At 69.2% G+C, this 22,255-nt stretch carries 21 protein-coding genes; 8 read left to right on the top strand and 13 right to left on the bottom strand.

Annotated elements, in window-relative coordinates; all coding sequences use genetic code 11:
* Positions 1 to 13: 13 nt before the first annotated feature.
* The 5 genes from AC2D8W_RS03270 to AC2D8W_RS03250 all read left to right on the top strand — a co-directional run bounded on the left by AC2D8W_RS03270 (position 14) and on the right by AC2D8W_RS03250 (position 4,039).
* Complete coding sequence (locus tag AC2D8W_RS03270; protein ID WP_484670306.1) at positions 14 to 1,354, top strand: GumC family protein; 1,341 nt, start codon at positions 14 to 16, stop codon at positions 1,352 to 1,354.
* Between the two features lie 381 nt (positions 1,355 to 1,735).
* The gene (locus AC2D8W_RS03265) at positions 1,736 to 2,035 is read left to right on the top strand and encodes a P-loop NTPase family protein (RefSeq protein ID WP_484670305.1); all 300 of its coding nucleotides are present in this window, start codon (positions 1,736 to 1,738) and stop codon (positions 2,033 to 2,035) included.
* A 22-nt stretch (positions 2,036 to 2,057) separates the two neighbouring features.
* Positions 2,058 to 2,918 carry an exosortase V gene (xrtV, locus tag AC2D8W_RS03260; protein ID WP_484670304.1) on the top strand — a complete coding sequence of 287 codons (861 nt, stop codon included), beginning with the start codon at positions 2,058 to 2,060 and terminating at the stop codon, positions 2,916 to 2,918.
* Positions 2,903 to 3,607, top strand: coding sequence for an exosortase C-terminal domain/associated protein EpsI (locus AC2D8W_RS03255; protein ID WP_484670303.1), 705 nt, complete (start codon positions 2,903 to 2,905; stop codon positions 3,605 to 3,607). Before xrtV ends, AC2D8W_RS03255 begins: the two co-directional genes overlap by 16 nt.
* A 6-nt stretch (positions 3,608 to 3,613) precedes the next feature.
* A complete protein-coding gene (locus AC2D8W_RS03250) occupies positions 3,614 to 4,039 on the top strand; it encodes a hypothetical protein (RefSeq protein WP_484670302.1) in 426 nt (141 codons plus the stop codon).
* A 6-nt stretch (positions 4,040 to 4,045) separates the two neighbouring features.
* On the opposite strand, the gene AC2D8W_RS03245 is transcribed toward AC2D8W_RS03250, so the two are convergent.
* Positions 4,046 to 5,260, bottom strand: coding sequence for a glycosyltransferase (locus AC2D8W_RS03245; protein WP_484670301.1), 1,215 nt, complete (start codon positions 5,258 to 5,260; stop codon positions 4,046 to 4,048).
* Positions 5,257 to 6,741 (bottom strand): lipopolysaccharide biosynthesis protein, encoded by a 1,485-nt coding sequence (locus AC2D8W_RS03240; protein ID WP_484670300.1) that lies wholly within the window; start codon positions 6,739 to 6,741, stop codon positions 5,257 to 5,259. The genes AC2D8W_RS03245 and AC2D8W_RS03240 overlap by 4 nt, the downstream gene beginning before the upstream one ends.
* 179 nt (positions 6,742 to 6,920) lie before the next feature.
* On the opposite strand from AC2D8W_RS03240, the gene wcaK reads away from it, so the two are divergent.
* The gene (wcaK, locus tag AC2D8W_RS03235) at positions 6,921 to 8,162 is read left to right on the top strand and encodes a colanic acid biosynthesis pyruvyl transferase WcaK (RefSeq protein WP_484670299.1); all 1,242 of its coding nucleotides are present in this window, start codon (positions 6,921 to 6,923) and stop codon (positions 8,160 to 8,162) included.
* Here wcaK and AC2D8W_RS03230 read toward each other — a convergent pair.
* The 10 genes from AC2D8W_RS03230 to AC2D8W_RS03185 form a co-directional block, all read right to left on the bottom strand.
* The gene (locus tag AC2D8W_RS03230; RefSeq protein ID WP_484670298.1) at positions 8,132 to 8,845 is read right to left on the bottom strand and encodes a class I SAM-dependent methyltransferase; all 714 of its coding nucleotides are present in this window, start codon (positions 8,843 to 8,845) and stop codon (positions 8,132 to 8,134) included. The two genes, wcaK and AC2D8W_RS03230, sit on opposite strands and share 31 nt — an antisense overlap.
* Positions 8,846 to 9,025: 180 nt before the next feature.
* A complete protein-coding gene (locus tag AC2D8W_RS03225; RefSeq protein ID WP_293481218.1) occupies positions 9,026 to 9,385 on the bottom strand; it encodes a PilZ domain-containing protein in 360 nt (119 codons plus the stop codon).
* A 73-nt stretch (positions 9,386 to 9,458) separates the two neighbouring features.
* The gene (gene virB11 / locus AC2D8W_RS03220; protein WP_484670297.1) at positions 9,459 to 10,445 is read right to left on the bottom strand and encodes a P-type DNA transfer ATPase VirB11; all 987 of its coding nucleotides are present in this window, start codon (positions 10,443 to 10,445) and stop codon (positions 9,459 to 9,461) included.
* 13 nt (positions 10,446 to 10,458) lie between these two features.
* Positions 10,459 to 11,538: a type IV secretion system protein VirB10 gene (gene virB10 / locus AC2D8W_RS03215; protein ID WP_484670543.1), complete on the bottom strand. Its 1,080-nt coding sequence runs from the start codon at positions 11,536 to 11,538 to the stop codon at positions 10,459 to 10,461.
* The gene (locus tag AC2D8W_RS03210; RefSeq protein ID WP_484670296.1) at positions 11,535 to 12,296 is read right to left on the bottom strand and encodes a TrbG/VirB9 family P-type conjugative transfer protein; all 762 of its coding nucleotides are present in this window, start codon (positions 12,294 to 12,296) and stop codon (positions 11,535 to 11,537) included. Before AC2D8W_RS03210 ends, virB10 begins: the two co-directional genes overlap by 4 nt.
* Positions 12,293 to 13,462, bottom strand: coding sequence for a TrbL/VirB6 family protein (locus tag AC2D8W_RS03205; protein ID WP_484670295.1), 1,170 nt, complete (start codon positions 13,460 to 13,462; stop codon positions 12,293 to 12,295). The genes AC2D8W_RS03210 and AC2D8W_RS03205 overlap by 4 nt, the downstream gene beginning before the upstream one ends.
* Positions 13,459 to 15,843: a VirB4 family type IV secretion/conjugal transfer ATPase gene (locus AC2D8W_RS03200; RefSeq protein WP_484670294.1), complete on the bottom strand. Its 2,385-nt coding sequence runs from the start codon at positions 15,841 to 15,843 to the stop codon at positions 13,459 to 13,461. The genes AC2D8W_RS03205 and AC2D8W_RS03200 overlap by 4 nt, the downstream gene beginning before the upstream one ends.
* A complete protein-coding gene (locus tag AC2D8W_RS03195) occupies positions 15,840 to 16,124 on the bottom strand; it encodes a VirB3 family type IV secretion system protein (protein ID WP_293481223.1) in 285 nt (94 codons plus the stop codon). The genes AC2D8W_RS03200 and AC2D8W_RS03195 overlap by 4 nt, the downstream gene beginning before the upstream one ends.
* 4 nt (positions 16,125 to 16,128) lie before the next feature.
* Entirely contained in the window at positions 16,129 to 16,425 is a 297-nt protein-coding gene (locus AC2D8W_RS03190) for a TrbC/VirB2 family protein (protein WP_293481224.1), read from the bottom strand.
* Between the two features lie 4 nt (positions 16,426 to 16,429).
* Complete coding sequence (locus tag AC2D8W_RS03185; RefSeq protein WP_484670293.1) at positions 16,430 to 16,987, bottom strand: lytic transglycosylase domain-containing protein; 558 nt, start codon at positions 16,985 to 16,987, stop codon at positions 16,430 to 16,432.
* Positions 16,988 to 17,310: 323 nt separating this feature from the next.
* On the opposite strand from AC2D8W_RS03185, the gene AC2D8W_RS03180 reads away from it, so the two are divergent.
* Entirely contained in the window at positions 17,311 to 18,825 is a 1,515-nt protein-coding gene (locus AC2D8W_RS03180) for a hypothetical protein (protein WP_484670292.1), read from the top strand.
* A gap of 69 nt (positions 18,826 to 18,894) precedes the next feature.
* Positions 18,895 to 21,540 (top strand): TonB-dependent receptor domain-containing protein, encoded by a 2,646-nt coding sequence (locus AC2D8W_RS03175; protein ID WP_484670291.1) that lies wholly within the window; start codon positions 18,895 to 18,897, stop codon positions 21,538 to 21,540.
* Between the two features lie 49 nt (positions 21,541 to 21,589).
* Here the strand turns inward: AC2D8W_RS03175 and AC2D8W_RS03170 are convergent, their stop codons facing one another.
* Entirely contained in the window at positions 21,590 to 22,093 is a 504-nt protein-coding gene (locus tag AC2D8W_RS03170; RefSeq protein ID WP_484670290.1) for a hypothetical protein, read from the bottom strand.
* Positions 22,094 to 22,255 lie beyond the last annotated feature (162 nt).

The raw sequence follows: 22,255 nt of genomic DNA, 5'->3' as shown, positions 1-22,255 counted from the left end.
TAAGGTCCGGCGAATGGGTATCGTTCAGTTCTTCCGCATACTCTGGGCACGAAAGGTCATCGTCCTTGCGGCGATGATCTGCACGTTCCTGGGCGCCTATGTCGTAACCGTCATCGCCGCGCCTCGCTACGAAGCGCGCGCGCGGGTCCTGCTGAACGTGCTTCGCGCGGACCCCGTGACGGGAGAGTCGATCGGCCTGCGGGCGGTCAACACCTACGTCGCGACGCAGATCGAAGTCATGAAAGACTACGGCACCACCGGGCGAGTTGTGGAAGAGCTGGGCTGGCTTTCGGATCCGAACCTGATCGCCCAGTATGCCGCCCGGCCCGCGTCGGAGACCCGCGAATTCCGCCGTTGGCTCGCCCAACGGGTCGCCGATCGGGTCAGCGCGAAGCTGGTCGCGGGGTCCATTCTTGAAATCACCTTCAGTTCGTCGAGTCCCGTGGAGGCCCGTCTGGGCGCGGAGTCGCTACGCCAAGCCTACATGGACTCCAGCCTGACGGCGCGTCGACGCGACGCGTCGAAGATGGCGGCCTGGTATACGTCGCAGGCGGACATCGCGCGGAAGGCGGCTGAGCAGGCCGAGCAGGTCAAGGCCGGCTACGAGCGCGAGAGTGGCATCGTCATGCAGGACCAGACGGACCTGGACAGCGATCGCCTCCGCTCCCTGGCCAGCCAGGCGGCCGTCGTGACCGCGCCCAGCGTGACGATGCCAACCAACTCTGCCGCGAGCCTGCAGCTCGCGCAGATCGAAGGTCAGATCGCACAGCTGTCCCGCTCGCTGGGCCCGAACCACCCCGAGATGCAGGAGCTCAGGGCTCGGCGGGATTCGATCGCAAAGATCGCGCAGGAAGAGGTCGCCGCACTGCGAGCCAGCGCCAATGCCGCCGCGGCGAGCGTCGGGGCGGCTGAGCGTGCGCTCGAGGCGCAGAAGTCACGCGTGATCTCGCAACGGGACAAGGTCGAACGGCTGCGCCAGTTGCAGGCAGAGGTCGATCTCCGTCGCGAACAGTATCGAAAGACCGCGAGCCGGGCGGCGGAGCTTAACCTCGAGTCCGCCGTGGCCGACACGGGGATGACGGCGCTTGGCGTGGTGGTGACGCCCTCCAGCCCCGCCTTCCCCGACAAGCGCCTGATCCTGGGCGGGTCGCTCGCGCTTGGAACGACCTTCGGTCTCGGCTTGGGGCTCTTGGTCGAGCTGCTGCGTCGCCGGGTGCGGGGGATCGAGGACCTGAACGGCAGCCTCGATGTGCCCTGCCTCGGGATTGTCGAGGGTGGTCGGAAGCCGAGCGTGTTCCAAAGACTTCGTCGTCGCCCCCGGCTCGAGCCCATCGCGAGGCTGCAACCGTCGTGAGCAAACCCGCCCGAAGGCTGCCGACGCCGCCTCCGCAAGGATGGGCGTCGCCAAGCTCACTCCCGACTCAAAACGAGCCCTCCGGCCGAGCGGCCGAGAGCATCCGCGCATTGCGGACCCACTTGGTCGCCCAGCACTTGCAGGCAGGCCGCCGCGGACTGACCGTTTGCGCGCCCACGGAGAATACCGGCTGCACGTTCATATCGGTGAACCTGGCCATCTCGTTCGCGCAGGCGGGCTTCAACACGCTGCTCATCGACGGAAACCTGCGCGCTCCCGAGGTGCAGCTTGCGATCCCCCCCCCCGGATGGAGAGCAGCCTGGCCTGCGCTCCTTGCTTGCGAACGCCGGCGCGTCCGTCGGGGACTACATCGTACCCGACGTGCAGACGAACCTCTCGATCCTGTACTCGGGCGGCGCAGCGGCGAATGCGCAGGAGCTCCTCGCCCGCGAATGGTTCGAGGAGGTGATCAACTCGTGCCTGCGCGATTACGAGATTACGATCATCGACACCCCGCCGGCCAATATCTGCGCCGACGCACGCCGGATCGGCACGGTCGTGGGATATGGCATCATCGTCGCCCGCAAGCACCGTTCGATGCTTCACGATGTGAAGACGCTCATGGAAGATCTGCAGCTCGACCACGCGAAGGTAATCGGTACGGTCCTTAACGATGTCTGAGGGCGCAGCGGCAGAGAGCGGTGTGACCGGCGCGGCCGCGGAGCTGCGCCGATGGTTGCTGAGATGGCCGCTCATCATCGGCTTTGCGGTGCTCGCTGTCCCGACCATCCTGTCGCTCGGCGAGCAAGTCTGGTCGCAGGAATTCGGCGCCCACGGGCCGCTTATCCTTGCAATGGGCATCTGGCTGATCGCGCGGCGGCTCGAAGGAATGCGCGCGCTGCGTGAACCTGCGAACGGCGTCCTTGCCGGCGCGGGCCTGCTGGGCTCGCTGGCGCTCTATACCTTCGGCCGGGCCTACGATTTCATCAGCCTTGAGACGGCTGGCGTCTATGGCGTGGGATTGTCGGTCATCTACCTCGAGTTCGGGGCCCGCGCGCTCGTGAAGAACTGGTTCCCCCTGTTCTACATGGCGTTCCTGATCCCGCCGCCAGGCTGGGTCATGGACCAGGTCACCGCGCCGCTGAAGACCCTGGTCTCGTTCGCGTCGACCGAACTGCTGGCTTTGGCCGGCCTGCCCATCACCCGTGAAGGTGTCACCATCTACGTCGCCCAGTATCAGCTACTGGTCGAAGACGCATGCGCGGGCATGAACTCGCTCATCGGCCTGATCGCGGTGAGCCTCCTCTACATCTATCTCATGCATGGGTCTCGGGCGCGCTATTCGGCGATCCTGACAGCGCTGACCATTCCTATCGCTGTGTTGGGCAATATCGTGCGGATCATGATCCTCGTCCTCCTGACGTATTTCTTTGGCGACGACGTGGGGCAGGGCTTCCTGCACGAAACGGCCGGCCTCGTGCTCTTCGTTATCTGCCTCACACTGATCTTCGCGGCGGACCAGGTGCTGAGCCGTATCCTGCCGGCGGCATGGCGGCCGAAATGACCACGCGCCGCGACCTGCTGATAGGAGCGGGCTGCATCGCCGCTCTGGGGGCAGCCGAGGCGCTGCGGCCCCGCAAAGTCGTGACGCTGCTCAAGTCGCGCCGGCTCGAGACCATCGTGCCCGCGGCCTTCGGGACGTGGCAGTCGGTCGACATCGCGGACCCACTGGCGCTGAACCCCGGCAGCCTGTCGGCCAAGCTCTACAACCAGCTGGTCGTCCGCCTCTACACTGAGGCGACGACCCAGCAGCAGGTGATGATGCTCCTGGCGTACGGCGAGAAGCAGACCGACGAGCTCCAGCTCCATCGGCCAGAGGTCTGCTACCCGGCGTTCGGCTACACTTTGCTCAGCAATGAGCCGGCCCAGATCGGCTTGCCCCAGACGGCCGGGATTCCCTGCCGGCGAATTCTCGCCGAGGCGGAGAATCGTCGCGAGGCGGTGGTCTACTGGTCCCGGATCGGCGACTCCTTGCCCGACAGCGGCAACGCGCAGCGCGCGGATCGCCTGCGGATGGCGATGCGGGGCGTGATCCCGGACGGCGTGCTTTGCCGCTTCTCGATGGGCGCGAGACCCGATGGGCCCCCCGATTGGCAGCTGATCGATGGCTTCGTCGTGGGTATACTGCGCGCAATGCAGCGCGACGCCCGCCAGGCGTTGGTGGGCACGCAGAGGGGCCTGGGACTGGCTTAGAGGACGATGAGTGCGGCGCCTTGGATTTCGATCTGGTTCGCCGTCGGCCTGCTCGTCGCAGGCTGCGACGCTCGCGAGCGCCTGAGCGATCAATCAGCTGGCGCGAACGACCTCGTGATCAAGGGCCAAGTGGCGCTGAAGCAGGCCACAGAAAACGCGCGGGCTGACGTCGAGGCGCGCGCGGTGCAGGAAGCGGCCGCAACAATCGCGGCGGCCCGAATCGACGGCGCCGACGACGACGACCCTTCGCTGGATCCCCAGCAAAGGGATCAGCTGGCGCTGGAGGATCGCTACGCGACGCGCCGCCAGGGCGACGGCTGGGCCGTTTACGACACGGCGACGGGGCGTGTCGTCCAGGACGGCCTGGAGGAGACCAGCGTTGGCGCGCGCCAAAGGGCTGAAGCGATGAACCGGGGCGCTGCGCGGCGGTGACTCGGCTCAGCCGGCGCGCGTGGCTGTCCCGCGGGCGAGGTTCATGAGCATCTCTGCCAAGCGGTCGTTGAGTGCGCGCTGATCGAACTCCGCCTCGATCTTCCGCCTCGCGCTCTCGGCCAGGGCCCGTGAGCCGGCCGCGTTGTCCGCCAACCACTCCAGGGCGTCGGCGAGACCTGAGACGTCGCGCTCGGCCGCAAGCAAGCCGCTCTCGTGATCCTGGACGAGCTCCGGTATCCCGCTGTGGATGGAGCTCACGACGGGCAGTCCCGACGCCATGGCTTCCATCAGCGCCACCGGCACGCCTTCCATGTCGCCGTTCGACGCGGTCACGCTGGGCAACAGGAAGGCGTGCGCTCGCGACAGGCGCACCTTGACCTCGTCGTGCGGCTTGGAGCCGAGGAACACGACCTGCTGGGTCAGTCCCAAGTCGCGCACGTCCTGCTCGAGCTTCGCCCGCTGCGGACCGTCTCCGATGATCTCGTAGCGCCAGCTCAGAGTGGGACGGCGGCGCGCCAGTTCGCCCAGGGCCTGGATGGCGTATTCGAGACCCTTCTTCTCGACGAACCGGCAGGCGGTCGTGAACGTCAGCGTCTCTCCGCGTGGTCGGTCCGGCTGGAACGCTATGCCGGCGCAGTCGACGCCGGTCCGATGGACGAGTGTCTTCTCGGGATCAGCGCCAGCCCCCACCAGAACATCACGGAAGTAGCGGCTGACGGGGAGGAGTAGGGAGGCCTGCCGGAAGAGCGACCGGTAGCGCCCCAGCGTGCCGTAGCGGATGGCCAGCGCCACGTCATTGCCATGGAAAATGGTCGCGAAGGGTGTTCGGAACCGGCCGGCGGCGCGCGATCGCGCCAGGCGAGCGCCGGTTTCGCCGAAGTGGGCCATGAGTACGTCGTGTCGCCGGAAGCGGCTGTCGCAGGCCAGGTCGGCCGCGGCCTCGACGATGCGGCGGGCGCGGCGGGGCAGGCGAGCCGTCGCATCGATCGCGCCCGTAAGGTCGCCCCATCGCCGCTCCGCCGCCTCCATGAGACGGCGGACCTCGGGATTGGCCATGACCACGGGATCGTCGCTCGCGAGCTTGTCGGCGACAACCTCGACGGAGAAGCCTCTCGCCTCCTGCGCCAGCGCCTGGTCGATGACGAACGTCTCGGACAGGAGCGGAAACGCGATGGTGACGACGCAGAGCTTTGGCGCGCCGCGCTGATCCGACGAACTCATCCTTCGCCCCGCCGCGCGCGCAGCACCGAAGACGCTAACTCCAAGATCACCATGCGAGTGCTCGAGACCGATAGAAGCACGGCGAAGGCGACGCCGTAGAATATGAGGACGCTGATGCCAATGTAGACAAGCGGCGCGCTCGGCAGGAAGGGCCGAAGCAGCACCCACGCGCACGCTGCGGCGGCCATCGACAGGGCCTGCGGACCGCAGGCGGCCAGGATCTGGCCGGCGCGGACGGGACCCCGCCGCCCGACCACCCAAAGATTGGCGGGGAAGCGAACCAGCAGCCCCGAGATTCCGTAGGCGGCGGCGACGCCGACTGCACCCCACGGCAGGCCAATCGCAAAGGCTGCGACGCTGGTCACCGCATTGAACAGTCCAACCTGCGCCAACTCAGTTGTCCGGCTCTGAGTGATCAGCACCCACCCAAACGTGTTCGAGACGATCTGGTAGAGACCCACGAGGCCAAGCCATCGGAAGATTGCGACCGATGGCCGCCATTCCTCGCCGAGGAGAAAGGGGATGAGGACATCCGCCGTTGCGATCAGCAGCGCGACCATGGGGCCGCTGATCATCAGCATGACCTTGAGCCCCCGGTCATAGGCGCGCCGATAGCGTTCCGGTTCGCTGGAGATCCGCGACAGCAACGGGATCATGAACTTCGAGATCGGCGTGTTGATCTGCATGATCGGGAACACGAGCAGCTTGTATGCGCGGTCGTAGAAGCCCAGCGAAGCCGCTCCGGCTGACCAGCCGATGAGCACGTTGTCGGCGTTGCGCGCGACGTATGTGCTGAGGTTGAAGCCGGTCATCCCGTAGCCGAACCTCAACAGCGGCCGAATCTCGGCGAACGTGGCGCGTCCCCGCGGCGCCCAGCCGGACAGTATCCATGCCAGAATGGCGGTGACCAAGCTGGCGCCGGCGAACTGGGCGATCAGCGCCCAAGGCCCGTCGCTTCGAAACCCGACCGCGATCGCGAAGACCACGCCGCTGATCGCCGCGACGATCTCGATCACCGCCAGACGGAAGAACATCAGGCGACGGGAAAGCAGCGCAATCTGCACCGCCCCGAGCGCCGAGAAGACGATATGGGTGGAGATCAGGATGGTGACCCAGACAACCAATGGCTCGCCATAGAGCCAAGCCAAGAGCGGCGACAGAGCGCAGAGACCCGCCGCCAGCAAGACGGCGAGTGCGATGTTGACGTGGAAGATGCCGGTCGCCTGCGAGTCCTTGATCTCCTTCGGCGCAATGATCGCGTTGGCGAGGCCGAAGTCCTGGATGAGCGTAGCGAACGAGATGATCGGCGCCACCATGGCGAAGATGCCGAAGGAATGTGGGGCCAGTAGGCGGGCCAGCACGATGACCGACACGATCTGCACCAGGAGCTTTATCCCCTGGGACGCACCCGTCGCGACGAAGCCCCGCATCGCTGCCGAGCGAAGTGGCGCCGGGGAACCGCTGTTGGCAGGCTCATCCATCTGCAATGCTCACGAGTACCGGTCGCGCCGCAGGCCCCCTTCGACGCTCCGTTCGTCCTCCGTCGCAGGGCCGATGGTGAGCGCTTCTGCCGACTCGCGGTGAGCGTTCGAAGAGCAGTAGCTACTTTCTGATCAAGCCACTAGGAGTCTCTCCTCAGCCGAAGGGGGCGGTCGATGTCATGCGGATCTTGTTGATCGGCAATCACACGTGTGGGAACCGGGGCGACGCCGCGATCCTCCGCGGGCTGATCGAGGAAATCGAGCGACAGCGTCCGGACGCCTCGATCACGGTCACCAGCCGCTACCCGACAAGCTCGAGCTACCTTCTCGGACGGGAGGTGATTGCCGACGTCTTTGCGCGAGGCCGGGGCAACCGCCTGGTCCGGCTGCGGCGCAGGCTGGCCCCGCACCTGCTCTGGCTCGCGGCTAACCCTCGATTCCGGTTCGTCGCTTCGCTGCTGGCGTCGGAGGACCAGGAGCGAATCGCGTGGCTCAAGGGCTTCGAACTCATCATCCAGGTGGGAGGCTCCTTCTTCGTCGACCTCTACGGGGTGCGTCAGTTCGAGACGCCATTCGCGGCCTGCGTCGCAGGCCGCCCGCTGAAGTTGCTTGGTCACAGCCTGGGACCGGCCGAGACGCCGACCTTCCGGAGGTTCCTCAGGCGTCTATTGGAGCGGGCTGAGGTTGTGGCTCTTCGGGAAAGCATCAGCCGCGATCTACTGGCGCAGCTGCGGCTCCCTCTGCACCGCGTCACCGGCGGGGCCGACACCGCGTGGCTGGTAGAGCCCACCGTCCTGCCCCCTGAGCAACGGCGTCGCCGCGTGGCCTTGACGGTCCGCGAGCTCGCGCCATTCGACCGTCGCCTCAAGACCACTCAAGCCGAGTACGAGCGTGCGCTGGCCGCCCTCGCCGATCGCGTCATGGAAGCAGGATGGGACGTGGTGGCCGTCTCGACCTGCACGGGCATCGACTCCTACCATCGCGACGACCGGATGAACGCGCTCAAAGTAAAGGCCCGGACCAAGGACCCCGCGCGCTTTGAGGTCGTGATGGACGAACTCAACGACAGCCAGCTCGGGACGCTTCTGTCTGGCTGCGACCTCGTGGTCGGCACTCGACTGCATAGCGCGATCATCGCGATGAACTTCGGCGTTCCGGCCATCGCCATCAACTACGAGCACAAGTCGGCTGGCGTCATGCGGCAGCTTGGACTCGAGTGGGCGGCCGCCGACGTCACCGAACTCTTGAGCGGCGCGCTGGCGGACCGCGTCGTCGCCAGTCTGCGGGATCTTGACCGGCTTCGCTCCGAAACGAAGAGCGCGGTCGACGCAGAGCGCGAGGTGGCGAGGGCGATGGTGCGCGACGCACTGGCCCATGCGGGGGGCGCCGGTCAGGCGGGCTTGGCGGCCACGACCACATAGTTCTTGGGATGGCCGCCGCCGCGATATGGCGCAGCGACGTCCAGCCGCTGGAACATGAGCGCCGCCACCAGGAACACGCCACGGAACACGAGCATCAGTGGCGCGAGCAGCCAGGCCAGCGGCCGTGGCTTGAGGTCCGGGATCACCGTCGGCAGGAACGTCGCGGCCAATCGCAGTTGATAGCCGACCGTCCCAAGATAGCCCTCGTTCCACTCGAGCGAGGCCATCTTGAAGCCGGCCTTCTCGAGCAGGATGGGGTACGCGAACTGCGTGTAGCGGAAATAGTCGTACGGCTTCTCGTGCTCCTCATAGAAGAACGGAGCCGTGCACAGCAGCTCCCCGCCCGGCTTCAGTACTCGGTTCAACTCCGTCAGGGCGGCCACGGGGTCCGGCAGGTGCTCCAGGACCTGGTTCAGAATGATGAAGTCGAACCGCGCGTCTTCCACCGGGATAGCCGCAAGGTCGCACACGTAGGTGCTTCGAACGTACTCCTTGTCGACGAGCTCGAAGTCGGCCGACTCGTAGTGCGCGTGTGCGAACAGCGGCTTGTACGGCGCCGTGCCTGCCCCGGCATCGAGGACGTAGTGTTCCGGGCGGATCCGCTTCGCGAACTCGCGGTTTACTCGCTGAAGGTGTTCGCGAGAGGAGTTCACCGAGAAGCGGCGAAGAATGGCGCGAAGCATTCGACTATTCCTGGCGCGGGACGCGCTGGATAGCGCGTCGATAAATCGTTGTGTGGAGTGGCGCCTGGCCAGCGACCATCCGGAACGTCTGCCTTAAAGGAGTCGGCCTTTCGTGAACAACAGACTGCGCTTGAGAGCGCAAGCGTTGCCGGTTTCGTTGGCGCACATCGCCTGCTCGCTCTAGCGGAGCCCCAGGGCGGGTTTCAGGGCGATGTACTGGTCCTGCGCCGCCTTCATGTGCGCCGGGACCTCGCCCTTGAGGTCGTGGCGGCCCTCGAAGGCGGCGCCCGCCAGGTCGGCGCGGCGCCACTTCAGGACCACCTCGAACGCGACGCCGTCCTCGAAATGGAGCAGCACGAAGCGGGGCGGAAGCTTGTGGAAGTGGGACAGTTCGATCTTGGCGCCCGACGCGCTCAGGTCCCGGATCACGCAGTCGGCCCACATGGCGAGCCCCTGGCCGTGCAGCACGCGCGCGCGCAGGCTGACCGGCTCGCGAGGCTCGGCGCGGCGCTCGATCCACTGTCTGGCGGCACGATCCATGGCCGCCAACATGACCGACTATGCTTAAGAGAACGTCCCCATCGGGCCGAAATTCTGCGGCGTTTTCGCGCGCCTAGGGGGCCGTGGGCTGGAAGCGCACTTCGGTGACCCGCCGCGCGCCGTCGATGCGGTCCACCTGCACGACGATATCGATCACGCGGCTGACGTAGGTCTGGACCTTCTCCCAGCCCAGGTCGACCCCCGACGTCAGCGCCAGGAGGGCGATCTGGTCGAGGGCGCCGGCGGGGCTGTCGGCGTGGACCGTGGTCAGCGAGCCTGGATGGCCGCTGTTGACCGCGCGAAGGAAGGCGAACGCCTCGCGCCCGCGCAGCTCGCCCAGGAGGATGCGATCGGGGCGCAGGCGCAGCGAGGCGGCCAGCAGCTGGTCGGCGTCCACCTTGGCTTCGCCGAGATCGCCCCGCACGGCGACGAGGCCCACGCTGTTGGGGTGGTCGAGCCGGACCTCCGGGGCGTCCTCGATGACCACCAGCCGCTCGTCCCGGTCGATCTCCTTGACGAGCGCGTTGAGGAGGGTGGTCTTGCCGCTGCCGGTCCCGCCCGAGATCACGATGGTCTTGCGCCGCCGGACGGCCAGCTTGAGGAAGCCGGCATGGTCGCCGGCCGCCAGCAGGGCCTCGAGCTCGGCGTCGTCGCGCGCGTCGCGAGCGGGGTCCGAGCGCGTCGTGGCGTCGAAAAGACCGTCGCGCGCGAGGTCGGCGACCGTCAGGTCCGAGATCAGGTGCTTGCGCACCGCCAGCACCAGCCCCCCGCGGGTCGCAGGCGGCGCCACCACCTGCACGCGGGCGCCGTCCGGCAGGGTGGCCGACAGAAGGGGCTGCTCGCGGTTGACGCCCTGGTGGCTGGCGGCGGCGATCTGCCGGGCCAGGCGCTGGAGCGCCGTCTCGTCCAGCTGGTCGGCCGGCTCGCGCGTCATCCCGCCGCCCGTCGTCTCGACCCAGACCTCGCCCGCGCGGTTCACCAGGACGTCGGTGACGTCTGGACGCGACAGCCAGGGCGACAGGGGCGCGAGATAGGCCGAGAGATAGACGTTGGCGGTCATGGCTCGGCCTCCCTCAGCGCGCGACGGCCGAGAAGTCCAGGTCGCGCGCGACGAACACCTGCACGGGCGCGCCCTGAGCCACCTTGATGGTGTCGGGGATGTCGATCTGCTTCTGCAGGGCGATGGAGGCGACCTGGTTGGCCTGGGCGGGCGAGCCGATCACGAACGTCGTGTTGTTGTTGTCGGCGACGCTGTTGGCCAGGGCCTGCGAGCCCGCGGACACCACCGACAGCAGGATCGAGGCGCCGAAACGGCGGAAGAAGTGCGTGTCCACCTCACCCTCCAGGCCCCCCCGGCCCAGGCGGTCGGTCGCGGGCGAGCCGACGTCGATGGTGACGCCGGTGGGACTGATGATGCGGGTCCAGACCACGAAGGCGCGGGTCTGCCCCACGGCGGCGGCCGACTTGTACTGCCCCACGAGGCGCGAGCCGCGCGGGATGAGCACGCGGCTTCCGTCGAAGCTGCGCACGTCGCGGCTGACGACGCCGCGCACGGAGCCGGGCAGGTCGGAATTGATGGCGGTCTCCAGCACCGCGGCGATCACCGTGCCCTGCGGCACCGTTCGGCCGAGGTCGCGCATCTGGCTGGCGCGCGCGGAATCCGCGGTGTTGCCGATGACCCGGGCGGCGAAGCGCTCGTCCGAGCTCTCGCGGACGTCGTTCGCGGGGGGCGCGACCACCGCGACCGCGCCCGGGGCCGCCTGGGCGAGCTGGGCCGGCGCGGCGTCGGCCGCCGAGAAGTCCACGACCATCGCGGGCGCACGCCAGTGGGCCTGATTGGGATCGACGCCGGGGACCAGAGGCGGAGGCGGCAGCGCGGCCTGGGCGGGGGGCGGCATCGGGGCCGGCTGGGGCGCGGGCACGGGAGCTGCGGGGGCCGGCGTCGCGGCCGGGCGCTCGGTCTGGGTCGGCGCCGCCTGGGCGTGCGCCTGCCGGCCGCTGCTCAGGCCGTTGAACACGATGAGACCCAGCACGGCCGCGCCGCCCAGGCCCGCCCACAGCGTCATGGGCGAATTCGGAGCGCGCACGCGGGGGGCGCGCGCCTCGCCGCGGGCGAACACCGGGCTCACGTCACGTGGGCTCTTGCCGCTCATCTGCGCCACCAGGGGTCCTTCTTGCGCTGCCGCAGCATGCTGGCGTCCTCCACGCGGAAGCCATCGTTGTAGATGCGGGTGACCTCGGAGCCGCGGCGAAGCACGAAGCCGCGCGCGATCCGGTCGACCACGACGTAGCCGTCCCGCAGGCGCGTGTTCACCACCGCCTCGCCGCCGTCGGCGTCCACCGCGAAGATGGCGGGCAGGTCTTCCTCGCCCCGGAACGTGAAGTAGGTGTCGCGGCCGTCGTCGAAGACCTTGATGGGCAGGGTGCGGGTCGAGCCTTGGTAGCTATAGGCCGCATTCGCCTCGACGGGCGGCGGCGGAGGAGGCGGCGGCGCGATCACGGCCACCACCGGCGCGGCGTAGAGGAACCGGACCGAGAAGGGCAGGGCGGCCGACCGCTTCTGGACGCTGAGCTGGAAGTTGTAGCGCCGCAGGCTGGTGATGACCGTCATGTTGGTCGGCGGCCGCGTCGCCATGGGCTTCAGGAAGAGCAGATTGGCGCGGCGGTTCGGCGTCACCTGCCAGCCCAGCGAGTCGCCGATGGCCACGTTCTCGATCTTCTCGGCCGGATCGAACTCGACGGAAAGCTGGTAGCCGAGGGCCGTCCGGAGCTCGACGACCTCGGCAGGGTCGTAGTCCACTACATGGATGCGGGGGTCGCCGGGGCCCGGCTGCGGCGTGACGGCGAACGCCGGTGCGGCGCACGCCAACAGGGCGGCCGCCAGGGCCAGGGAGGTCGCGGTTCGGGTCATCGGGGCGCTCCCGCGGGTCGGGAGGTGACGGTGGGACGGCGGTAGGTCTCGCCCAGGCGCGCCGGCCTGTCGCCCAGCTGCACCGAGACGCCGCGCGGCGCGGCCGACGCGGCGGCGGCCGTCGAGGCCGCGCGCGACCGCTGCGCGGCGGCCTGGGCGCGGTCGCGCTGGAGGTCGAGGGCCAGGCGCTCGGCGCGCGAGGGCAGGATGTCGGCGGCCACGATGGGCGCGCCGGAGGCGGAGGCGCGGGCGGGCTCGCCGAGGCCCGCCTCGCTGCGGGCCCGCGGCATCCGGAAGCCCAGCGCCATCACGCAGGCGCCCAGCACCAGCGCAGCCTGGCCGGCCGCGAACACGAAGATCAGCGCGGCGGTCGAGATCGCCGTCTGCGGCTGGAGCTGCATGGCGACGCGCTGCTGAGCCAGCGCGCCCAGCCAGGGCTCGATGACGGCCAGCATGAGGACCAGCAGCAGCCAGCCCACCATGGGAGTGAGCGCCGCCGCCAGCAGCGCCCGCAGCCAGCCCACGAAGATCCCGCGGGTCGCAGGCAACAGCGCCAGGGCGATGAAGACGGGCCCGACCGCCGTCAGGATGCCGATCGCCAGCGTGGCTGCCGAGATCACCCCCACGCTGGAGAAGAAGAGCGCGCCGCTGGCCAGCGACACCGCCTCGGCGGCGGCCGCCTGCGGGCTGGCGTAGGGCTTGGCGTCGACGCCGGCCACCTTGCCGAACGCCGCCGCGGTCTGGGTCAGCTCGTCGTAGGTGGCCTCCAGTCCGGCGATGGGGTCCGCGGCCAGCGAGGAGCGGCTCGCCTCGGTCCACGGCGAAGAGGCGATGGCGGCGATCTGCAGGGGCGCGCGGCCGGCCATGTCGAACACCAGCGTCTGGAAGGTCGACCAGCTGGTCACGAGCGCGAGGATCACCCCGACCATGACGGCGATGCCGGTGGCGTCGGTGAGGCGGATGCCGCCCTGGGCGAAGAGCAGCCTCCAGCCGATCCACGCCACATAGATGGTGAGGAGCGCCGTCAGCGCGGCCTGGAACACCGGCGAGCCCTGGGTCAGCGCGAGGTATCCGCCCTGGGCGTACGCCTGGGTCTGGCAGTCGATCGTGGCGAGCACGCCCCGGATCACGCCGTCGTCGACGACACTGGCGCAGGCTCCGCTCATGCCGCGTTCCGGCCTTCCATGAACGACGGCAGCCAGTCGGCCGGCGCATCGCCCACCTGCGCGCGCAGGGCGTCCAGCCGGCGCACCGCCCGTTCGGTGCCCGCCAGCACCGCCAGCTCCCCCGACAGGCCCGAGAGGTCCAGGCGCGCGACCACCGAGTGATCGCCGCGCTTGATGAGGAAGCAGCGGGACGTATCGGGCAGGTTCTTCACCAGGCCGAACTCGTGCTCGGAGAGGCCGAAGCCGTCGATGTAGTCGGCCGCCTTGGCGCGCGCGTTGGGGAAGAAGATCTGCGTCGCGGCCTGCTCGATGATCGCCGAGGCGATCCGGCTGTCGAGCGCGTCCGAGGCGGACTGGGTGCAGAAGCCCACGAGCCCATTGCGCTTGCGGATGGTCTTTTCCCAGTCCTTGATCCGGCGGACGAACACCGGGTCGTCCAGGACCTTCCAGCCCTCGTCGACGATGAACATAGCCGGCTCGCCGTCCAGCCGCTGCTCGAGGCGGTGGAACAGGTACATCATAGCCGGGATGCGCACCGTGGGCGCGTCCAGCAGGCGGGTCATGTCGAACCCGAGGATGCGGGTCTCGAGGTCGAGCAGGTCGTCGGCGTTGTCGAACAGCCAGGCGTGGTCGCCGCCGTCGCACCAGGCCGACAGGCGCGCCGCCAGGTCGCCGGCCTGCGGCCGCCGCGCGCCGCGGAACAGCTCGCGCAGATAGCGCAGCCGCCGGTGGCTGGGCGGCTGGGCGAAGTTGGCGTCGATCGCGTCGGCGATCATCGCGCGGTCCTCGCTGTCGAGCGTGTCGCCTTCCGAGGTCAGGAGCTGGGCCACCCACTCGGATAGGAAGGCCCGGTTGCCGGCCGTGTCGGGCAGGGCCAGCGGGTTGAAGCCCGTGGGCTCGCCGGGCGAGAGCACGTCGTAGCGGCCGCCGACGGCGCGGATGAACGGCTCGGCGCCGCGGTCCTTGTCGAAGTAGGCGATGCGCGGCTTCAGCCGCTCGGCCTGGGCGAGCAGGAAGGTCAGCAGGACCGTCTTCCCCGACCCGGAAGGCCCGATCACCGTGAAGTTGCCGAGGTCGCCCTGGTGGAAGTTGAAGTGGTAGGGTCCGAAGGCGGTCGTCTCGAGCACCGCGATGGCCGGGCCCCAGTGGTTGCCTTCCGCCGTGCCGCTCGGGTGGTTGTGGAAGCTCGCCAGCCCCACGAAATTGCCGGCCGAGATCAGGCCCTTGCGGGCGATGTACTTGAAGTTGCCGGGGAACTGCGCCCAGAACGCGGGTTCGAGATTGACGTCCTCGCGCACCGCGACCGCGCCCGCCTCGGCCAACGCCGACTGCACGTCGGCGACCGCGAAGTCGAGGTCTTCGAGCGTATCGGCCTTGGCCAGGATGGTGAGGTGATGCTCGCCGTAGGCGGCCCGACCGGCGCCCACGTCGTCGCGGGCCTGGGCCAGTTCGGCGCGCAGGCTGTAGGCGTCGTCCTCGGCCGCCTTGAGCCGGCGCAGGGCCAGGCCCATCCGGTCGAGCGCCGCCTGGCGGTCGACGAAGGCGAAGCTCTCGGTGAGCACCATCTCCATCGGCAGACGCAGGACGCCGTCGAGCAGGCCCGGGGCTGTCCGCGCCGGGTAGTCCTTCATCGAGATCATCGCGCCGAACGCGGGCTCGCCCGAGCCCCCGCCGAACTCCATGGCCTCGAGCCCGAAGCTGAGGCGGCGGGCCGCGATGGCGTGGGACAGGTCGCCCGAGGGCGCCAGCACCGGCCGGACGTCGCCGTTCAGGAGCAGGCTCAGGAACTCCGCCGGCTCCGAGCGCCGCGCGCCGCCGGGCGCGTCGTACAGGCCGAGGGTCCGCGCGCCGTAGGGCGCCAGGGCGGCGGCGAAGGCCTCGCGGGTGGCGTGCAGTTCGCGCAGGTCGCGCGTGATGTCGGCGTCGCGGGCCCGGGGCCCCTTCAGGAGACGCTCAATGAACCCGGCGCTGCCCTGCGTCGGCCGCAGGACCAGGGTCAGGAAGATCTCGTTCACGTACAGGCGGCGGCTGGCCAACTGCTCGCGCCAGCGTCCGTCCAGCGCATTGCAGAACGGCTCCTCGGGCGGAGCCGGGAACTTCGGCGTCACGCGCCGGCGCACCACGTGGTGCCAGACCCCCAAGCGCGAACTGGCCGCGCCGCGCAGCACGGTCTCGCGGATCGCCTTGCGGTAGTTCAGCTCCTCGTCCGCCGCCGTCTCGAAGGGGAAGCCCGCCAGATGCAGCACCTGGACCAGCAGCCCGTCACGGGTGCGCAGCGTCACGTCGTCGACGTGGCCTTCGTAGGGCAGCCGGTCTCCCACCGCGGCCTCGCGCGGCGCCAGCACCTTGGCGGCGGCGGTGGTGATGAAGTGGTCGCTCATGGCCGGTACGAGTTCCCGCCCCAGAAGCTGAAGTTTCGCACGCGCGGGCAGGTCTGTAGACGGGTCATCCAGAGGTCGAAGAAACGCGGCTCGCGCAGGGAGCCCACGTAGCCGATGGCGTGCACCACCACCGCGATGCCCAGCGACCACCACGACCGGGTGATCAGGAACACCTCCAGCGTCACGATCAGGTTCAGGACCATGTACGGGTAGGTGACGCCGCCGATCATCTGCGGCCGCGTCAGGGCGGCGAAGACGGGATCGGACGCGAGGCGGCTCACGGGATCAGCCTCCCGCCAGCGACCGGATGCCGGCCACGATCGAGACGGCCCCGAAGATAATGAAGGCGCCGACGATCACCGTCAGGCCCCGCTTCCATTCGATCCGGCCGGTCAGCATCAGGAAGCCGACGGCGGCCACGGCGATGACGGCCGCCGTGGTGGCGACATTGCCCAGCAGGGTGTTCTGGACCCAGTTGAGCGCGGCCAGGATCGGCGCCGATCCGGCGGGATCCTGGGCCTGGGCCTGCGCGGGCGCCGCGATCAGGGCCGCCAGGCCAGCCAGGGCGTAGGTCGTTCTCATCGGGTCACTCGGGTCGGGCGGCGGCGAGCCGCGCCAGGATCGCGCGGACATAGGCCTGGGTTTCGGCATAGGGCGGGATCCCGCCGTAGCGGCGCACGGCCTCCGGCCCGGCGTTGTAGGCCGCGAGCGCCAGCCGCACGTCGCCGAAACGGCGCAGCTGCTGGGCCAGGTAGGCCGCGCCGCCTTCGATGTTGCCGCGGAGGTCGGAAGGATCCACGCCGAGGTCGCTAGCCGTCTTGGGTAACAGTTGCATGACACCCAGCGCGCCCTTTGGTGACACAGCTCTGTTATTGAACCGGGATTCCTGCCAGGCGACCGCCTCGACCAGATGCGCCGGCACCGCGTGCCGCGCTGACGACTCGTGGATCAGCCGGACGACCTCCTGCGGCGGGGCGGTCTCGGGCGTCGCCGCCGGCGAGGGCCGCACGATCAGGGTCGCGCCGCTGTCGCTGTACACCATCGGGCCCGCGTAGGTGGTCACGGCGCCGTCGTCGCCGATGGAGAGCACCTGGGCCGAGGCCGCGCCGGACCCCATGGCGGACAGGCAGAGCGCTGCCGCCAAGACCGTGCGATGTGCGTCGCCCCGCTTCATGTACGCCCCACCCATGAGGCCTTCACACTAGCCCAAGGGGGCGCCGCGCGGCCAGATCACTTTGTCGCGGCAGTTAGGGCGTCGATGCGACAGCATTGCGACGGCCTCCGGCCTGGCCCCGTCGGCGTCTCGGGCAGGCGCCGCAAGCCCGCGCCGCCGAATCCGAACCGTCACAAGAGCGCAGCCGAGCCGTCATGAAGGGCCCGTAAGTGTCCGGACTGGGCAGTGGGCTCGGGCGGGGACTCTCCGATGCGGCCGCTTGCCCGCGCGTCGTCGAACGGTGGGAGATCCCGATGCCAGCCTTGAACTCGCTGAAGCCATTCGCCCTGAGCGCGCTGGCTGCGCTGCTGCTGACGTCCTGCGGCGGCGGTGGTTCGTCCGTGTCCTCGCCCGGGGAAGGGCAGTTCGCGACCGGGGGGACGGGCGGAACCGGCGGCGGAACCGGCGGCAACGGCCAGGCGTCGGCCGACTGCCCCACCGGGTTCATCAACCTGGGCACGGTGGCCAACGGGACGCTGCGGTCGTGCGGCATCCCGCGCACCATTACCGGCAATCTCACGATCCCGTTCCGGCCGGGCACCGCCTACCGCATCGATGGCGTCGTGGCCGTCGGGCAGGACCAGGGGCCGGACGCCCAGGCGCCGCGCGCCGGGGCGGCGTCAGGCGTCCTCACCATCGAGCCCGGCGTGACGATCTTCGGCGGCATCGCCGAGTACCTGGTCGTCAATCGCGGCTCGCGGATCGTCGCGGACGGCACCGCCTCGCGGCCGATCATCTTCACCAGCCTGAACGACCTCAACGGCGGCCCTGACCTCTCGGGCCAGTGGGGCGGCATCGTCATCGCCGGCCGCGCCCCGATCAATCGCTGCCCGCCGACCGCCACCAGCTTCCCCGCCAATCCGTCGAACTGCGAGTTCCGGTTCGAGGCGATCCAGACCATCAACTGGGGCGGCAATGCGCCGACCGAGTCCAGCGGCGTCCTGCGCTACGTGCAGGTGAAGGAAGCGGGCTACGAGGTGGCGCCGAACGAGGAACTGAATGGCATCACGTTCGGCGGCGTCGGCAGCGGCACCACGGTCGACTTCGTGCAGGTCCACAAGGGCGCCGACGACGGCATCGAGCTCTTCGGCGGCACGGTCAACATGCGTCACGTGGTGATCGACCAGTACGACGACGACGGGCTCGACACCGACGAGGGTTACAGCGGCTCCATCCAGTTCCTGATCGTGTTCTCCGACAGCCCGACCGAGGAAAGCCGCTGCTTCGAGGCGTCCAGCGCCGGCTCGACCGCCAACGGCGCGCCGCTGCTGCGCTCGCGTCCGAAGGTGTCCAACTTCGTCTGCCGCCAGGGACTGCAGAACACGGTGTTCGACAGCCGTCAGCACCAGGGCATGGTCCTGAACAGCGGCACCGGCTTCGATCTGCTCAACGGGGTGATCTACTCGGCCAACCCCGCCATCCCGTGCCTGGACATCGACGACGCCGCGACGCTCGCGGCGCCGGCCCCGAACTTCGCCTCCGTGGCCCTGTCCTGCGGCGCCGGTCCGTTCCGGGCCACCGACAACAACCAGAACGACGGTCCCGCACAGCGCTTCTCCGCCGGGACGAACAACATCTCGACCGGCTTCACGCCGACCTTCAGCCAGGTGTTCATCAACGGAAGCAACGAGAGCGGCCGCGTGGCGACCAACCCGACGCCGACCTCCGCCTTCTTCCTGGGCGTGAGCTACATCGGCGCGGTCTCTGGCCCGAACGACAACTGGTACGTGGGCTGGACCTGCGGCCTCGCCGGCGCGGCCAGCTGCTGATCCCCGGAGCACGGGCGGCGGCCTGAGCCGCCGCCCGATCCCTTTCCTTCCGACGAAGGCCAGACATCGATGCAAGCCAACCTTTGCAGCCTACGGGCGATGCTGTTCGCCAGCGCCGCGCTGACCGCGGCCGCTCCGGCCTGGGCCCAGGCCCCGGCCACGCCCGCGCCGGCCACCGACACCGAGGTCGAGGAGATCATCGTCCAGGGCAAGTTCATCCCGGACCAGATCCGCGACACGCCCGAGGTGGCGAACTTCCTGACGATCGAGGACGTCCAGCGCGCCGGCGACGACACCGCCGCCCAGGCCCTGACCCGGGTCACCGGCCTCTCGGTCGTCTCCGGCCGTTTCGTCTACGTCCGCGGGCTGGGCGAGCGCTATTCGCAGGCGCTGCTCAACGGCTCTCCGCTGCCCAGCCCCGAGCCGCTGCAGCGGGTCGTGCCGCTGGACCTGTTCCCGGCGTCGATCCTGGCCGGCACGGCCGTGCAGAAGACGTTCTCGGCCAACTACCCGGGCGAATTCGGCGGCGGGGTCATCGACCTGCAGACGATCGGCGTGCCGGACAAGGCCTATCTCAACGTCGGCGGCAGCGTCGGCTTCGACACCCAGATCAGCGACGAGAAGGGCCTGACGTACTACGGCTCGAAGATCGACGAGACGGGCTTCGACGACGGCGCCCGCAAGCTGCCGGTGGGCGTGCGCCAGTTCGCCGCCACCCGTCCGGTCGTGTTTACGGGCTCGCAGGGCGGGCTCTCCCTCGACGAGTTCAAGGCGGTCGGCCGCAGCTTCAACAATGCGCCGCTCAACCTGATCCAGCGCGACCGCATCCCGCTGAACGGCAGCCTCGACCTGGCCGGCGGCGCCGGTCTGGACACCGACTACGGCCGTGTCGGCGTCGTGGGCGTGCTCAGCTACCGCAACAGCTGGCTGGAGCGCGTCGGCGTGCGCCAGACGACGCTGCCCGACGTCGGCGGCATCGCGCTCGCCAGCGACGCGCAGTTCGAGTCGAACCAGAACGACATCAACTGGAGCGGCCTGGGCGGCCTTGCCTGGGAGTTCGGCGACAACGAGATCCGCTACACGGGCCTGTGGATCCGCTCGACCTCGAAGCGCGCTCGCATCACCCAGAACTCCGCCGTCTCGTCGGGCAGCGCGAACGTCAATTCGTTCAACACCGAGTGGTTTCGGCGCGAGCTGCAGATGAGCCAGCTGTCCGGCAAGCACAAGCTGGGCGACTTCGACGTGGACTGGCGCGGCACCTACGGCCGCACGACGCGCGAAGCGCCGTACGAGCGGCTCTATCGCTACGGCCTCGGCGCCAACGGGACCCGGGTCGCGCTCCTGTCCGGCGCCAACCAGCTGGTCTCGTTCTCGGACCTCGACGAGAACATCGCCACCGCCAACCTCGACGTGCGCTACGACCTGCCCGTGGACTTCGTCCGGCAGGCCGAGCTGCGCATGGGCCTGGCCTGGCAGGAGAACGACCGGGTCTCCGTGCGTCGGGACTTCACCTACGACGCCGGCCGCAACTGGGACCCCGCGCGGTACGCGGGCGAGCGCATCGACTTCCTGGTCTCGGATCGCAACATCAACGACGACATCATCGTCCTGCGCGAACTCACGGGCTCGGCCCTGACCGGCGACACCGCGCTCTACAACGCGGGACTGAGGACCTACGCGGGCTACGTCCAGATCGACTCCGAGATCCGGCCCCTCCTGAGGGGCAGCATCGGCGTGCGCTACGAGGATGCGGAGGAGACGATCTCGACCTTCGACATCTTCAACCGCGCAGCGGGCGCGCAGTTCAGCCGCCGCATCTCGAACGACTACATCCTGCCCGCGGCGACGCTGACCTGGAACTTCGCCGAGGACCAGCAGCTGCGCCTGGGCCTCTCCAAGACGATCGGCCGGCCCCAGTTCCGCGAGCTTGCGCCGCAGCGCTACCGCGACAGCGAGACCGACAGGATCCTGACGGGGAACCCGTTCCTCGAGGACACGCGCTTCAAGAACGCCGACCTGCGCTACGAGTACTACTTCGCGCGCGGCCAGTACCTCACGCTCGGAGGCTTCTACAAGCGGCTCGACAAGCCGGTGGAGGTCCTGGCGGTCCTCGGGTCCGACGGCAACTTCCAGCAGACCTTCTTCAACGCACCGTCGGCCGACCTCTACGGCCTGGAGGCCGAGGTGAAGAAGTACTTCGAGTTCGACACCGGCTACGGCTGGGTCGACGGCAAGCGCTGGCTGGTGGCGGTCAACTACACCTACACGAAGTCCGAGCTGAAGGCCGGCGCGGGCGACACGATCGTGCTGAACACGACCGGCGTGCGGACCACGCCCGCGGCCACGGACTACATCGTGAGCGGCGAGCCGCTGCAGGGCCAGTCGGACCACCTCGCGAACCTGCAGCTCGGCTTCGAGGACGACGAGGCGGGCTCGCAGGCGACGTTCCTGGTGACCTACGCCAGCAAGCGCGTCTCGGCGCGGGCCAGCAGCATCGACCTGCCCGACCTGGTCCAGAACCCGGGCCTGCGGATCGACTTCGTCTACCGCCAGACCTTCACGATCATGGACCGCGAACTGTCCGCATCGTTCGAGGCGCGGAACCTGACCGGCCGGGACTCCTTCGAGTACCAGGCGCTGAACGGCCGGCGGTTCGAAACCAATTCCTACAAGATCGGCCAGAGCTACAGCGTCGGCCTGACGGCCAAGTTCTAGGCAGGACGGCGCGGAGCCTGTCCGCGCCGGATAGCCTCGCCACGGGCTGCTAGGGCGGTGTAGGCCCCGTCCGGGCGTCGGGCGGCTCGGGGAGGGCGCCGTCGTCCTCTCCTTCCTCCGCCGTCTCACGAAGCAGGGCGGCCATCTCGCTCGGCGATTGCTGGAAGATGAGGCCGATGGCGCGCATCGAGTGTCCGCGCCGATGCATCTGCCGTGCGAACTTGAGCTGGTGCTGGGTGAGGGGCGAACCCGTCGCCCGCCCGCGGCGGCGCTCGCCGGCCGCGCGCGGATGCCGCGCCTCGTAGTCCGCCAGCAGCGCAAGGGCCCGCGGCACGCCGCCCTCCGGCGTCAGCGTCTCGCCCTGGGATCCCCCGACGATCCGCAGAGTGACGCCGATCTCGAGGAGGCGGCGGAGCAGCCGGGCGAGTTCGCCCGTGGTCAGGCCGAACGCTTCCAGCGCGTACACCAGGATCTCGTCGCCCGGCGCCAGCACGGGGCGCGCGGCCCAAAGCCTGTGTGCGCCGTCCGCCACGATGACGTCGCTCCCGGCCATTTCGATGCGGCGGCGCTGGACACTCGCCGGCGGAAGGTCCGGCGAAGGACGGACAACGCCATAGCGCACCGGCGAAGGCTCCCCTGACGGACGCTCCGCGGTTCAAGTCCGCCACTGCCGTCCTTTGCAGATTCCGAATATGTGCGGGGTATGTGACAGTTC

The organism is Phenylobacterium sp. T106, from assembly GCF_057219735.1.
This window is presented reverse-complemented; position numbering and strand designations above follow the sequence as displayed.

Excerpts from the sequence above, each read along its gene's own strand:
- AC2D8W_RS03270 (WP_484670306.1), top strand. The coding sequence starts at position 14 with ATGGGTATCGTTCAGTTCTTCCGCATACTCTGGGCACGAAAGGTCATC.
- AC2D8W_RS03255 (WP_484670303.1), top strand. The coding sequence starts at position 2,903 with ATGGCGGCCGAAATGACCACGCGCCGCGACCTGCTGATAGGAGCGGGC.
- AC2D8W_RS03250 (WP_484670302.1), top strand. The coding sequence starts at position 3,614 with ATGAGTGCGGCGCCTTGGATTTCGATCTGGTTCGCCGTCGGCCTGCTC.
- AC2D8W_RS03245 (WP_484670301.1), bottom strand. The coding sequence starts at position 5,260 with ATGAGTTCGTCGGATCAGCGCGGCGCGCCAAAGCTCTGCGTCGTCACC.
- AC2D8W_RS03240 (WP_484670300.1), bottom strand. The coding sequence starts at position 6,741 with ATGGATGAGCCTGCCAACAGCGGTTCCCCGGCGCCACTTCGCTCGGCA.
- wcaK (WP_484670299.1), top strand. The coding sequence starts at position 6,921 with ATGCGGATCTTGTTGATCGGCAATCACACGTGTGGGAACCGGGGCGAC.
- AC2D8W_RS03230 (WP_484670298.1), bottom strand. The coding sequence starts at position 8,845 with ATGCTTCGCGCCATTCTTCGCCGCTTCTCGGTGAACTCCTCTCGCGAA.
- AC2D8W_RS03225 (WP_293481218.1), bottom strand. The coding sequence starts at position 9,385 with ATGGATCGTGCCGCCAGACAGTGGATCGAGCGCCGCGCCGAGCCTCGC.
- virB11 (WP_484670297.1), bottom strand. The coding sequence starts at position 10,445 with ATGACCGCCAACGTCTATCTCTCGGCCTATCTCGCGCCCCTGTCGCCC.
- virB10 (WP_484670543.1), bottom strand. The coding sequence starts at position 11,538 with ATGAGCGGCAAGAGCCCACGTGACGTGAGCCCGGTGTTCGCCCGCGGC.
- AC2D8W_RS03210 (WP_484670296.1), bottom strand. The coding sequence starts at position 12,296 with ATGACCCGAACCGCGACCTCCCTGGCCCTGGCGGCCGCCCTGTTGGCG.
- AC2D8W_RS03205 (WP_484670295.1), bottom strand. The coding sequence starts at position 13,462 with ATGAGCGGAGCCTGCGCCAGTGTCGTCGACGACGGCGTGATCCGGGGC.
- AC2D8W_RS03200 (WP_484670294.1), bottom strand. The coding sequence starts at position 15,843 with ATGAGCGACCACTTCATCACCACCGCCGCCGCCAAGGTGCTGGCGCCG.
- AC2D8W_RS03190 (WP_293481224.1), bottom strand. The coding sequence starts at position 16,425 with ATGAGAACGACCTACGCCCTGGCTGGCCTGGCGGCCCTGATCGCGGCG.
- AC2D8W_RS03180 (WP_484670292.1), top strand. The coding sequence starts at position 17,311 with ATGCCAGCCTTGAACTCGCTGAAGCCATTCGCCCTGAGCGCGCTGGCT.
- AC2D8W_RS03175 (WP_484670291.1), top strand. The coding sequence starts at position 18,895 with ATGCAAGCCAACCTTTGCAGCCTACGGGCGATGCTGTTCGCCAGCGCC.
- AC2D8W_RS03170 (WP_484670290.1), bottom strand. The coding sequence starts at position 22,093 with ATGGCCGGGAGCGACGTCATCGTGGCGGACGGCGCACACAGGCTTTGG.